Source organism: Akkermansiaceae bacterium (assembly GCA_017798145.1).
Taxonomy (GTDB): Bacteria; Verrucomicrobiota; Verrucomicrobiia; order Verrucomicrobiales; family Akkermansiaceae; genus Luteolibacter.
Genome location: CP059069.1, coordinates 3,079,398 through 3,092,949 on the forward strand (window position 1 = coordinate 3,079,398; position 13,552 = coordinate 3,092,949).

Annotated in this window: 9 protein-coding genes; 6 read left to right on the forward strand and 3 right to left on the reverse strand. The window is 62.1% G+C overall.

All coding sequences use genetic code 11. The features are described 5' to 3' along the window. Nucleotides 1-309, forward strand: a complete 309-nt coding sequence (locus HZ994_13140; protein QTN33217.1) for a DUF971 domain-containing protein — start codon at nucleotides 1-3, stop codon at nucleotides 307-309. A gap of 90 nt (nucleotides 310-399) precedes the next feature. Here the strand turns inward: HZ994_13140 and HZ994_13145 are convergent, their stop codons facing one another. From HZ994_13145 to HZ994_13155, 3 genes are all read right to left on the reverse strand, one after another. Further along, nucleotides 400-771 (reverse strand): hypothetical protein, encoded by a 372-nt coding sequence (locus HZ994_13145; GenBank protein QTN33218.1) that lies wholly within the window; start codon nucleotides 769-771, stop codon nucleotides 400-402. A gap of 102 nt (nucleotides 772-873) precedes the next feature. Further along, nucleotides 874-2,316 carry a chromosomal replication initiator protein DnaA gene (gene dnaA / locus HZ994_13150; GenBank protein QTN33219.1) on the reverse strand — a complete coding sequence of 481 codons (1,443 nt, stop codon included), beginning with the start codon at nucleotides 2,314-2,316 and terminating at the stop codon, nucleotides 874-876. A gap of 279 nt (nucleotides 2,317-2,595) precedes the next feature. Continuing rightward, on the reverse strand, nucleotides 2,596-4,182 hold the full coding sequence (locus tag HZ994_13155) for a sodium/solute symporter (protein ID QTN33220.1): 1,587 nt from the start codon (nucleotides 4,180-4,182) through the stop codon (nucleotides 2,596-2,598). 190 nt (nucleotides 4,183-4,372) lie between these two features. On the opposite strand from HZ994_13155, the gene HZ994_13160 reads away from it, so the two are divergent. The 5 genes from HZ994_13160 (at nucleotide 4,373) to HZ994_13180 (ending at nucleotide 13,534) form a co-directional block, all read left to right on the forward strand. Then, entirely contained in the window at nucleotides 4,373-6,364 is a 1,992-nt protein-coding gene (locus HZ994_13160) for an alpha amylase C-terminal domain-containing protein (GenBank protein ID QTN33221.1), read from the forward strand. A 167-nt stretch (nucleotides 6,365-6,531) separates the two neighbouring features. Continuing rightward, entirely contained in the window at nucleotides 6,532-7,413 is an 882-nt protein-coding gene (locus HZ994_13165; GenBank protein ID QTN33222.1) for a neutral zinc metallopeptidase, read from the forward strand. Nucleotides 7,414-7,467: 54 nt separating this feature from the next. Next, entirely contained in the window at nucleotides 7,468-10,290 is a 2,823-nt protein-coding gene (gene gcvP, locus HZ994_13170) for an aminomethyl-transferring glycine dehydrogenase (protein ID QTN33223.1), read from the forward strand. Nucleotides 10,291-10,296: 6 nt separating this feature from the next. Beyond that, nucleotides 10,297-11,154: a signal peptidase I gene (gene lepB, locus HZ994_13175; GenBank protein ID QTN33224.1), complete on the forward strand. Its 858-nt coding sequence runs from the start codon at nucleotides 10,297-10,299 to the stop codon at nucleotides 11,152-11,154. A gap of 103 nt (nucleotides 11,155-11,257) precedes the next feature. Further along, on the forward strand, nucleotides 11,258-13,534 hold the full coding sequence (locus HZ994_13180; protein ID QTN33225.1) for a redoxin domain-containing protein: 2,277 nt from the start codon (nucleotides 11,258-11,260) through the stop codon (nucleotides 13,532-13,534). Nucleotides 13,535-13,552 lie beyond the last annotated feature (18 nt).

Genomic DNA, 13,552 nt, shown 5'->3' on the forward strand with positions numbered 1-13,552 from the left:
ATGACCATGAAAAACCTGCGGAATGCATGTGTGATCGGCGAGGAGCTAGCGCTCGCTTTCAGCGATGGGAGCGAGATGTACCTGTCCCTTGCGATGATGAGGAGAGCCTGCCCTTGCGCCCAGTGCCAGGGAGAGCCGGATGCCATGGGACGGGTGAGGCGGCCCGTTGTCGAGCATGGCGCTGGGGCTTTCTCGCTGAAGCGCTTTGAGCTTGTCGGCGGCTATGGCCTGCAGCTTTTCTGGGCCGACGGCCACGGCACCGGCATCTATAGCATCGCGTATCTCGATAAGCTGGCTGCGATGGACTGATTGCAGGCTTTGCCATGGAAAGAAAAAACCCCGGCAAATCCACATGGGATGAGCGGGGTCAGGGTATCCCGTGGTGGGGATATTGTCAGGTTACTCCTCCGGAGGAGTGACCGCCTCAAGGGCTTTCTTTGCTGCCTCAGCGGCATCCGCACCGGCTTCCTCGGCTGCGTCAACGGCACCTTCGACGGCGCCTTCAACGGCACCGGAAGCGGCATCGGACGCATCGTCCTTGGCCTCTTCGACGGCTTCCGCGGCGCTGTCAGCGGCGCCTTCGGCGGCTTCGCCCGCTTCTGCTGCGGCTTCCTTGACTTCTTCCGCAGCGGTATCGGCCATTTCTTTGACTCCCTCGGCAACCTTGTCGGCACCCGAGGACATTTCTTCCGTGACGGTTGGTTTCTCGCATGATGCGAGCGCGAATACGAGTGGTAGTGCAATGGCTGCACTGATGATGTTTGCTTTCATGATGTTTCTTGGTTTAGGTGGCGGGCAAGATGCCCCTACCACCGAAAACACTGACACCTTGGCTGGAGGAGTCAAAGGAATCCGTCATTTTTACGGCATCCGCTACCTGCGCAGCTGTCCCTCGATACGCTCTATCCTCTCCCGCAGGCCTGGCTGTTTCGCGATCTCGGAGGCCACTTTCTTGCAGGCGTGGATGACCGTGCCGTGATCCCTGCCGCCGAAGGATTCGCCGATCTCCACCAGGGAGCTGTGGGTCATGCTGCGGCTCAGATACATGGCGATCTGGCGCGGGAAGGCGATGCTGGCGGGGCGGCGCCGTGAGATCATGTCCGCCATGCGGACGTCGAAGGTTTCCGCAACGGCTCGCTGGATGCCGTCGATGGTCACCTGGCGGCTGGCCTCCTCCTGGATGAAATCGCGCAACAGGTGCTCCACTTTCTGCACGGAGACGCTTTCCCCGGCGAGCGAGGCGAAGGTGGCCACGCGGACGAGGGCACCCTCGAGGCGGCGCACGTTGGAGCGGATCTTTTCGGCGAGGAACTCGATCACGGAATCATCCACGGTGACCTTCCACTCGAGCGATTTCTTTTTCAGGATGGCCATGCGCGTCTCGAGTTGCGGCGGCTGGAGCTCGACGGCGAGGCCGCACTCGAAGCGCGAGATGAGCCGCGGCTCGATGCTCTTGATCTCGCAGGCGGGGCGGTCGCTTGTCAGGACGACCTGGTTGCGGCCGTCGAGCAGGGTGTTGAAGGTGTGGAAGAACTCCTCCTGCGAGCGCTCCTTGCCGGCGAGGAACTGGACGTCGTCGATGAGAAGGACGTCTGAGCTGCGATAGCGCCTGCGGAACTTCTCGATGTCTCCCTTGCGGATGGCCTCGATGAACTCGTTGGTGAATCTCTCGCAGGTGAGATAGATGACACGGGCGTCGGGACGGCGGCGGAGGATTTCCCGGCCTATGGCGTGCATCAGGTGGGTCTTGCCGAGTCCGGAGCCACCGTGGATGAAGAGCGGGTTGTAACCGACGCTTTTTTTCGCAGCCACCGCCTCGCAGGCCGCGTGTGCGAACTGGCTGTTGCTTCCCACGACGAAGCTTGCAAAGGAGTATTCCGGGTTGAGGCCGGCCGCTTTGGCCCGCTTGTCGAGAATATCGCCGGGCAGCTCCGTACGGACTTGTGGTGCGGATGAGCGGTGTTCGGACACGTGGTTTTCCGCAGCGCCTTCGGCATGCTCCGCGACCTCGATCCCGATGCGGTGGATCCCTTCCTGGGCGACACCGGCTGCGCAAAGCAGCTCCGGCATGTAGTTGGTCTCGATCCAGACCTGGTGGATCTCGCCGGGGACGATGACCGTGCCGCGCCCGTTCTCCGAGCCGCCCCAAGAGGCCGCGCCGAACCAGCGCTGGAAGGCATCCGCCCCGATGGATTTGCGCAATGCTGCGGAAATCGTTTCCCATTCACCCCCATCATGGATCGCCCCGCGCCCGGCTGTTTGCGGCTGCGTGACGGCAGGGATGTGTCCCTCTTCTTCCAGTGGTGTTTGTTTCATGTTCTTCTTCAGGCGTTGCATTCCTGCGTCTCCCACCCACGGGTTCCGCGAATGCAACGGTCCGGCAAAGATGGGGGGTGATGAGCCGCTCCGGAATTCTTTTTGGGGCGGCTCTAACAGGCAGGGGTTTCCCGCCGCATTCCACAAGCGTTCCACGGGATGATTTTTTTAAAACTTGACCCGAAGTTTGGTAAGCTTTTCCGAAGCAAAGATGCCTTCTATCAGTTGGTTCTTTGCGTAAGCCCTTGAAAAGCAAGGGAAGCGGATGTGACGGCTCTGTCACCGGAATTCCATCGGTCTGTGCCCGCCGAGAGGAAGCATGCCGCAGAGGAACGTGATGGCCGCATTGAGCGGATAGAACCATGGGAAAGCGATGCCGGGGCGGAAGGAGGAAAGAGTGTCCGCAAGGTGCCCAAGCCCGACGGCGGAGAGGATCTGACCTAGCTCCGGCCGCATCCAGGCTACGATGAGGACCGAGGCGGCAACGCCGACAAACAGGCCCCTGACGCTCCTCCGGCCCGGCAGGATTGCGGCAAGCAGCACACCTAGCAAAGGCCCGTAGGTGTAGGCGACCATGCCGAAGGCGAGGTCGATGAGGTTCTTGTTCTCGCTCTGTGCGTAGCCGCCGGCCAGCAGGATCGCCACGCCGGAAAGGATCAGCGCCCAGATCACCACGGCCATGCGCGATCGGAAAACCATCCGTTTCCCGTCCGCCTCATGCTCCAGTCTCTCGCGCCCGTAGATGGCGGAAAGCGATGTCTGCGAAAGTGCGGCCAGAACGGAGTCCAGGCTTGAGATCGCGGCCGCGAAGGCACCCGCGAGGATGAGCCCGGTGATGCCCGGCGGCAGCACCGTGGTGATCCAGACGGGGAATACGAAGTTCGGGTTCTCCGCGAATTTCAACGCCTCATCAGGGGACAATCCCTTGACCGCATACCATGCGAAAAGCCCGGAACCCACGGCCAGCATCAGCAGGGTTGTCAGCAGGGAGACACTGCTCCAGACCACCGCCTTGCGCGCATCCTTTTCAGAGCCGCAGCAGAAGATGCGCTGGGCGTTGAGCTGGTCCGTGCCGAAGGCGGCGAAGTTCTGGAACGGCATCGCGACCACACCCACCCAGAAGGTGTAGTGCAGCAGGGGGCTGTCCCAAGGGAAGGTGAAATCGAAGATCCTGAGCTTGTCTACGGAGCCGTCCGGCCCGGCCGCGGAGTTGATTTGCCAGATCGTATCCATGCCCAGGTTGCCGACCAGCCAGCCGAAGGCCAGCAGGCCGCCGAAAATGAAAACGCCGAACTGGATGACATCCGTCCAGATGACGGTGCGCATCCCGCCTAACAGGGTCCACACCACTGCGAACGCGCCGATGGAGAGGATGCACGCCTCGGTGGAAAGGCCGGTGACGGTTTCCAAAATGAGAGCCGTGACAAGAACCCTGACGCTCTGCCCGAGGATGGCTCCCAGCGAGAAGAGCCCCGTGACAAGCCGTTTCACGCCCTCTCCGAGGCGGGCGCCCATGTAGTCGTAGGGGCTGTAGATCTCCTCCTTGAAATACAGCGGCACCAGCCAGTATCCGACCGCGAAGCGCGCGATGATGGAGCCGATCCCCCATTGCAGGTATGTCCAGTCGCCGTTGAGCGCGAAGACCCCGCCCGGGACGCCGATGAAAGTCAGCGCGCTGATCTCGGTGGCGATCATCGAGCCGCTCACCGCCCACCACGGAAGCGACCTGCCGCCGAGGAAGAAGTCGCGGATCGTCGCGTTCTTTCCGCTGAGCGCATGGCCGATCCAGGTGGTCAGCAGCATGTAGCAAAGCACCACTCCCCAATCCAGCCCCGTGAAATGCGTTTCGATCGCGCCGATGAACATGGGCTGAGGCTATCCTTCCATGATGCACATCCAAGTTTCAAATTGGCCGCCGCACATCCAATGTGAAGAGGGGATCCGCAACCGTTTTTCGGAGGATGGGGAAATGGCTGGGGATGCGATCCCATTTTCCATATTCCTTTGCCACCCTTTTCGTTTCCCATGCGCTCCCGCCCCGCGTTAAATCATCCGCATGGAAGAAAAGCCGGACATCCCGATCATCGTTCAGAACGATCCGTGGCTGGAGCCACAAACCGAGGCGATCAACCGCCGAACCCGCCGCTTCGAGGATGCACTCGCCGAGATTCGGGAAAAGTCCGGCTCGCTCTCCGCCCATGCCCGCGGCCACAAGTTCAGCGGCATCCATTTCAAGGCTGCGGAGAACCAATGGACGGTGCGGGAATGGGCTCCCGAGGCGAAAGCCGTTTCCCTTATCGGTGATTTCAACCACTGGAACCGCGGAGCGAACCCGATGCAGAAAAAGGACGGCGGCATCTGGGAGCTGAAACTCCCCGCTGAGACCCTCGCCCACGGAGAAAAAGTGAAGCTCCACATCCACGGCGCCGACGATTCGCTCCGCGACCGGCTCCCGGCCACGATCACGCGCGCTGTGCAGGATCCCCTCACCCACGATTACTCCGGCCAGATCTGGAACCCGCCGGAGCCTTACGTTTGGAAAAACGAGTTCGATCCCTCGACCGTCACCGCGCCTTTCATCTACGAGAGCCACACCGGCATGGCGGGCGAGGAGCCGCGCGTCCACACCTACCGCGAGTTCGCCGACGAGGTGTTGCCCCGCGTCAAAAAGGCCGGCTACAACACGATCCAGCTCATGGCCGTCCAGGAACACCCCTACTACGGCTCTTTCGGCTACCATGTGTCCTCGTTCTTCGCCGCCTGCTCGCGCTTCGGCACCCCGGAGGATCTGAAATACCTCGTCGATACGGCGCACGGCATGGGCATCGCCATGATCCTCGACATCGTCCATTCCCACTCGGTCAAAAACATGTCGGAGGGGCTCAACGATTTCGACGGCTCCGGCCACCAATATTTCCACTCCGGAGGAAAAGGCGATCATCCGCAGTGGGACTCGAAATGCTTCGACTACGGCCGCCCGGAGGTGAAGCAGTTCCTGCTCTCCAACGTACGCTTCTGGCTGGAGGAATACCGCTTCGACGGCTTCCGCTTCGACGGCATCACCTCGATGCTCTACCACTCCCACGGCAACCGCGCCTTCGGCTCCTACGACGACTACTTCGGCGACGACGCGGACGAAGAGGCCATCCTTTACCTGAAACTCGCCAACGAGCTCATTTCCGAGATCAGGCCCGGCGCCATCGTCGTCGCCGAGGACATGTCCGGGATGCCCGGCCTTTGCCGCCCGAATTCCGAGGGCGGCGTCGGTTTCAGCCACCGCCTCGCGATGGGCATACCGGACCATTGGATCAAGCTCCTCAAGCACAGCCGCGACGAGGACTGGAACCTCGACGAACTCTGGGGCGTCCTCACCAACCGCCGCCACGGCGAGGCCACCATCGCCTACGCGGAAAGCCACGACCAGGCGCTCGTCGGCGACAAGACCCTCGCCTTCTGGCTGATGGACAAGGAGATGTACTGGCACATGGGCAAGGACGACAAGCATCCTGTCATCGAGCGCGGCATCGCCCTCCACAAGATCATCCGCCTGCTCACCATGGCCTTCGGCGGCGAGGGCTGGCTGTCCTTCATGGGCAACGAATTCGGCCACCCAGAGTGGCTCGATTTCCCCCGCGAGGGCAACGGCTGGTCCTACCACTACTGCCGCCGCCAGTGGTCGCTGTTAGATAACCCGGCCCTGAAATACCATTGGCTCGCCGAGTGGGACCGCGACCTCGTCAATCTCGCCAAGGAGCGCAAGCTCCTAGAATCGGCTCCCGCCCAGCTGCTCCACGTCGACCATGAAAACAAGATCCTCGTCGCCGAGCGCGCGAACCTCATCTTCGTCATCAACCTGTCCCCGGACAAATCGCCCTTCGGCTACCCCATCAGCCCCTACCGCAAGGAAACCCACAAGCTACTCCTCGATTCCGACCAGGCGAAATTCGGCGGCCACGCCCGCATCGATCACTCCGCGGATTATCCAATCGACGGGGACGGGCCTATGAAGATCTACGCGACATCGAGAACCGCGCTGGTCTTCGGGTAAGCCCCAAGGAGGGGTTGCATCCTGCTGCCCGACACCCCGAGACACCTTCGGTGACGCCCTGCCGCTCTCACACCGGGGTCGGCCAGGGGAACGGTTCCCGTAAAAACTTACCGCGCAACAAATCAGCCCGCTTGCCTATCCGGGGGAAATCGGGCCATATAGCACCCATGGAATGGAAAGGCAGGCAAGGCAGCAGGAACGTTGAGGATGCGCGCGGCAGCTCCGGCGGCGGGGGGATGCGCGGCGGCGGGATGGGTATGGGATTGCTCTCCCTCATCGGGCGGAAATTCGGGATCAAGGGAATCCTGATCGCGGGGATCGCTTTCCTGCTGCTGTGGAAAATGGGGATCGTGGATCTCAATATGTTGATGGGAGGCAGCCCAGTGGCCTCGTCCCCGGCGCAGATCAGCCCGCAGGAGCAGGAGAGGTTCGAGTTCGCGAAAGTGGTTCTGGCGGACACCGAGAAGGTCTGGAAAGAGGAGTTTTCCCGGATCGGCAAGACCTACCGCGAGCCGGTGATGCAGGTTTACCGGGAGCGAACACACACCGCCTGCGGGGCCGGAAGCGCGGAGATGGGCCCCTTCTATTGCCCGGGCGACATGAAGGTTTACATCGACCTCGGATTTTACGACGAGCTCGCAAAGACCTTCCAGGCGCCGGGGGATTTCGCCCAGGCGTATGTCATCGCGCACGAAGTGGGGCACCATGTCCAGAAATTGCTGGGATACTCGGAGATGGTCGCCGCGAAACGCGGGCAAGCGGATTACAACGAATGGTCCGTGCGGCTGGAACTGCAGGCGGATTTCCTGGCAGGCGTCTGGGCACACCACAACAGCGAATACCTGGAGAAGGGCGACATCGAGGAGGCGATGCGCGCTGCAAACGCGATCGGCGACGATGCGATCCAGAAAAAGATGCAGGGCCGCGTGGTGCCTCATTCCTTCACCCATGGCACTTCGGAGCAGCGCATGCGCTGGTTCAACAAGGGGCTGAGGAGCGGGAAGATCGAGGACGGGGACACCTTTTCCATGCCGTATTCCCAGCTATAGCGCCATTTCCTTGGTTGCAGAGTTGGCATCCCTGATGCATGAGGTGGCACGCACATGTCCGCCACATCCTCCTTCCTGCCACGCCACCTCGGGCCCAACGATGCCGAGACCTCCGCAATGCTCGAAACCGTTGGGCACGGCACACTCGACGAGCTGATTTCGGAAGCCGTTCCCGGCGGGATCCGCATGGACGGGGCGATGGATCTGCCCGAGCCGCTTTCCGAGACCGAGGCGCTGGCATGGCTGCGGGCATGGATGGGGCAGAACGCGGTGCTCAAAAGCTTCATCGGCCAGGGGTATCACGGGACAATCACGCCGGGGGTCATCCAGCGGAACATCCTGGAAAACCCCGGCTGGTACACCGCCTACACGCCCTACCAGGCGGAGATCGCGCAGGGGCGGCTGGAGGCCTTGCTGAATTTCCAGACCATGGTCACGGATCTCACCGGGCTCGATGTCTCCAACGCCTCGCTGCTCGACGAAGGCACGGCCGCCGCAGAGGCGGTTTCGCTGGCGCTCTCCGGCAAGCCGAACGGAAAGGCCATTTTCATTTCCGACCGCTGCCATCCGCAGACGGTCGACGTGGTGAAAACCCGCTGCGAGCCGCTCGGAATCGCGGTGACGGTGGGGGATTGGCAAGCCTACGACCCCACTGCAGCGGAAGGCCTGTTTGCGGTCATCGTGCAATACCCGGACACACGGGGCCGCATCGATGACTTCACCGGATTTTTCTCGCAAGCATCGGCAGCCGGCGCGGTGACGATCTGCGCGGCGGATCTGATGGCGCTCACCTTGCTCAAACCACCGGGCGAATTCGGCGCGGACATCTGCGTCGGCTCCTCCCAGCGCTTCGGCGTGCCCCTCGGTTTCGGCGGGCCGCATGCGGGCTTCATGGCCTGCAAGGACGCGTTGAAACGCAAGATGCCCGGCCGCCTGATCGGGGTATCCATCGATGCCCAGGGCAAGCCCGCCTACCGCCTATCGCTCCAGACCCGCGAGCAGCACATCCGCCGCGACAAGGCGACCTCCAACATCTGCACCGCGCAGGTGCTCCTCGCGGTGATGGCCTCGATGTACGCGGTCTATCACGGCCCGGAGGGGTTGAAGGCGATCGCCTCAGGGATCCATTCGCAGGCGCTGAAGCTGAGATCCGCGCTCCTTGCCGGTGGATACGCGGTCGAGGAAGGCGCGTTTTTCGATACGCTCGTGGTGGAGACGGAAAAGGCTAAGGCACTCGTGGATGAGGCGCCCGAGCATGGTTTCAACCTGCGTTTCATCGACGCATCGCACGTCGGCATCGCGCTTGATGAGACCGCGATGAACCGCGATCTCTGGGCGATCTGCAAGCTCTTCGATGTTTCCCCGGTGGATGCGGCGGACGGCAAGGGATGGGATGCGTCCTTCGGCCGTAGCTCGAAATTCCTAACAGCCCCGGCATTCAATGCCTACCATTCCGAGACGGAGATGCTGCGCTACATCAAGCGCCTTGAATCGAGAGACCTGGCGCTCAACGAGTCGATGATCGCGCTGGGCTCCTGCACCATGAAGCTCAACGCGACATCGGAAATGATCCCGCTGAGCTGGCCGGAGGTTTCGTCGATCCATCCCTTTGCCCCGAAATCGCAGACCAAGGGCTACATCGAGATGCTCACGCAGCTGGAGAACTGGCTGGCGGAGATCACCGGCTTCGCCGCCGTTTCGCTCCAGCCGAACGCAGGCTCGCAGGGCGAATACGCGGGCCTGCTCGCCATCCGCCGCTACCACGAGTCGCGCGGCGAGGGTCACCGCAACATCTGCCTGATCCCCGTTTCCGCCCACGGCACCAACCCCGCCTCGGCCGTGATGTGCGGGATGAAGGTTGTCGGCGTGAAATGCGATGCGAGCGGCAACATCGACATGGCGGATCTCATTTCCCAGACGGAAGCCCACCGCGCCAACCTCTCCGCGCTGATGGTCACATACCCATCCACGCACGGGGTCTTCGAGGAAACGATACGAGAGATCACCAACATCATCCACGACGCGGGCGGCCAGGTTTACATGGATGGAGCGAACATGAACGCCCAGGTCGGCCTGACTTCGCCCGGCCTGATCGGGGCGGATGTCTGCCACCTCAATCTCCACAAGACCTTCTGCATCCCCCACGGCGGCGGCGGCCCGGGTGTGGGCCCCATCGGGGTTGCGCCGCAGCTTGTGCCTTTCCTTCCGGGGCATTTCGCGCTCGATGAAAAATCCCATGCCGTCTGCTCCGCACCCTATGGCAGCGCGTCGATCAATGTCATTTCATGGATGTATATCGCCATGATGGGCGCGGCCGGTTTGAAGGCCGCCACGGAAATCGCCATCCTCAACGCGAACTACATCGCCAAGCGCCTTGAGAAATGTTTCCCCATCCTCTACACCGGGAAAACCGGGTTGGTGGCGCACGAGTGCATCATCGACTGCCGCCCGCTCGCCGAGAAATCAGGAGTGACCGTGGAGGACATCGCCAAGCGCCTGATGGATTACGGCTACCATGCGCCGACCATGTCCTGGCCCGTCACCGGGACGCTGATGATCGAGCCGACGGAGTCGGAATCGAAGGTCGAGCTGGACCGTTTCTGCGATGCGATGGTTTCCATCCACGGCGAGATCCAGGACATCATCGATGGGAAATCCGATGCGACCGACAATCCGCTCAAGAACGCCCCGCACACCACCGGCGTCATTTGTGGAAACGACTGGCCGCACGCCTACACCCGCGAGCAGGCGGCCTTCCCGCTGCCCTACCTCCGCACCCACAAGTTCTGGCCCGCCGTCTCCCGCATCGACAACGTCCATGGCGACAGGAACCTCGTCTGCACCTGCGACTCCGTGGAGGCGTACGCGCAGGGCTGAGATTTCATGGAGGAAAACCGAGCAGAACCCGGAAAGCGGCGCTGGCCCGGGCTGGTGTTGGGCTTCTTTGTTCCCGGATTCGGGCTGTTCAGGGCAGGGCTGCCGCTCCGGGCGGTGGTTTGGCTGTTTGGCCTGATCCTACTGAATTTCATGGTGGCGGTGAGCTTGGCATGGGCGGCGGTGCCGGTTTGGTTTGCTGTGCTTGGAGTGGTAATCATGGTCTGCGCACATGTTTGGATGCTTTGTGACGGATTCCGCCCCGGTAGTATGGGTTGGCGGCTTTGGCTGCTTTTCATCGGCCTTTTCGCGGTTCTCTTGGTGATCCCATCGCCGGTTGCGGCGGTTGCCGGATCCTTCAGGGTCTCCACCGGTGCGATGGAGCCGACCCTGCGTGGTTCGGACTCCTCAACCGGGGCCGACCATGTGGTCGTTGACTGCCTGAGCTACCGGTTTGCTCCGCCCGAAAGGGGAGACCTGCTGGTTTTTTCCACAGCCGATATCAGCGGATTGCATCAGTTCACAGGGAGCGCTCCGGGCACCGTCTACATAAAGAGGCTGGTGGGGATGCCGGGCGAGACGATACGGATTGAGGATGGGAAAGTGTTTGCGGACGGCCAACCGCTGATGGAGGCGGATGGGATCCCTCCATTCGTTTATCGGAATCCGATGGGTGCGCTTCCTGTCGCGATGAAAGATGGCGTGGATCTCGTGATTGGTGCGGATGAGTATTTCGTCCTCGGCGACAACACCTCGAACAGCCTGGACAGCCGTTACTGGGGTGGTGTTCCGAAATCCTCTGTTCTTGGAAAGGTGACCATGATCTACCACCCGTTTTCGAGGGCAGGGAGGCTGGCTGAGGACTGATGTGTCCCAATCACCGGGCGGGAGGTCTCTTGCAACACCCGCAGCCCTGTTTCCGTGAAAGATTCCGTTCCACGAAGCCATATACTTCCCAGCAAACAAGCCCTTGAAGAAAAATCCAGCCATCCGCCTCCAGATCCTTGTCCTCGGCCTCTCCACCTGCCTGCTCTGTGCGGAAGGCGAGGTTGCGGAGCCAGGCCACTCCCACCAGGGCGAGTCCTTCAACGAGGGCCCGCGCCAGTCCTATGGCCTGATCGGTAGGACGGGCGATGTGACGATCCCGATCCAGACCGGCTGGGAGCAAGGGCAGGGATACTTCGACCAAGGGCTGGGGCAGCTCCACGGTTTCTGGTACTATGAGGCGGAGCGTTCGTTCCGCCAGATCGCCGCCCATGATCCCGATTGCGCGATGGCTTACTGGGGCATGGCGATGGCGAACACGGAGAATCCGGAACGCGCCAAGGGTTTCATCGAGAAGGCGGAAGCGCGCCGCGAAAACGCAGGGCCGCATGGGCGGGCTTACATTGCGGCATTGGCGAATTTCCTCGATGGGAAACCGGCCGACGAGAAGGCGCGGAGACAGGAGATGATACGCGACCTTGAAAACCTGGTGCATGATTTTCCGGATGACATCGAGGCGAAGGCATTCCTCGCGGGGACGATCTGGCAATTTTCCTACAAGCCGCCGCAGATCCCCATCACCAGCCATGAGGCTGTGGATGCGCTGTTGCAGCAGGTGCTGGCGGTCAAGCCGATGCACCCGGCGCACCATTACCGCATCCACCTGTGGGACAAGAGGAAGCCGGAGCGGGCGTTGGACTCCGCGGCCAAGCTCGGCTTCACCGCGCCGGCCATCGCCCACATGTGGCACATGCCGGGGCACATCTATTCGAACCTGCACCGCTATGAGGATGCCGCATGGCACCAGCAGGCATCCGCCCGGGTGGATCACGCGCAGATGGCGGAGCACCGCCTGCTGCCGGACCAGATCCACAACTACGCCCACAACAACGAATGGCTGGCGCGAAACTGGATGAACCTCGGCAACCGCGAGGCTGCCATCGGGATGGCGAAATCGCTTCTCGCCAATCCGCGCCACCCGAAGTTCAACTCGCTGGAAGGCAAGGCGCACTCGTATCGCTACGGGCGGATGCGGCTCATCGAGTTCCTGGAAAGCTTCGAGCTGTGGGAAGAGGCGCTCGAACTCGCCTCCGGAGAATGGCTGGAGCCGCTGGATCTGCCTGAGCACGAGATCCCACGGCTGCGCCTGATCGCCCTCGCGAATTTCAAGCTGGGGAAAAAGGACGGCCTGGCAGCCGCTCTAACGGGTTTCGACCGGCTTTCGGAACTCGCGAAGAAGGAGCACAGGACGGCGCAGGAGGAGGCCAGGAAAAAAGCGGAGGCGGAAAAAAGGAAGCCGGATGAAATCGACAAGCTCGCCAAGGACGCGGGAAGGGCGCCGGGGCAGCAGATGGATCGCCTCAAGAAACTGCGCACCGAGGCGGAGGCCTGGCTTGCGGCGCTGGATGGCGATAAGGATGAAGCACTCGGTGCGCTCGCGGCGAGCACGCGCCCAAAGCACGCCGTCGCCCTCGATTACATGGCGCTGGGGGAGCTCGAGAAAGCTGACGGCATAAGCAAGGGGGAGGCGGGCGGCGACAAGCGGCTCGCCCTCCCGCTCGCGGCGAGGGTGGAGATCCTGGCCCGGCTGGAGAGTACGGAAGAGCTGCGCGAGACCTTTGGGAAATTGCGAGCGGTTTCCTCACAGATCGATCTTGCGGCCCCTCCGTTCGCGCGGCTTTCGCCCATCGCCCGGAGCCTCGGGTATCCGGATGACTGGCGGCTGCCCTATGTGCCTGCCGCGGATTTCGGGGCGCGCCCGGATGTCGCCCCCCTCGGGCCGCTGCATTGGGAGCCGTCCGTTGCACCCGGCTTCGTGTTACCTGATCAGAAGGGCGAAGCGGTCGCCCTGGAGTCCCGCCGGGGCAAGCCCTTGGTCCTCATATTCTATCTCGGCTACGGATGCCTGCATTGCTCGGATCAGCTCAATGCGATCGCCGGACGCATCGGCGAATTCACGGCGGCAGGGCTGCCGGTTCTGGCCATCAGCACGGACAGCGTCGCGGAGCTCGCGAAGTCCCAGGAAAACTATTCGGAAGGCGGCGGGGCTTTCCCGTTCCCGCTCCTAGCCGATGCGGAAAAGGGTGCTTTCAAGGCCTATGGAGCGCATGACGACTTCGAGGGAAAGGCCCTGCACGGCACCTTCCTCATCGATCCCGAGGGCAAGATCCTCTGGGCTGACATCGCGGCGGATCCCTTCATGGACCTGGATTTCCTGATCAAGGAATCCCTGCGCCTCTTGCGGCTCCATGCGAAGGGCTAGCTCACATCCTTGCTGACA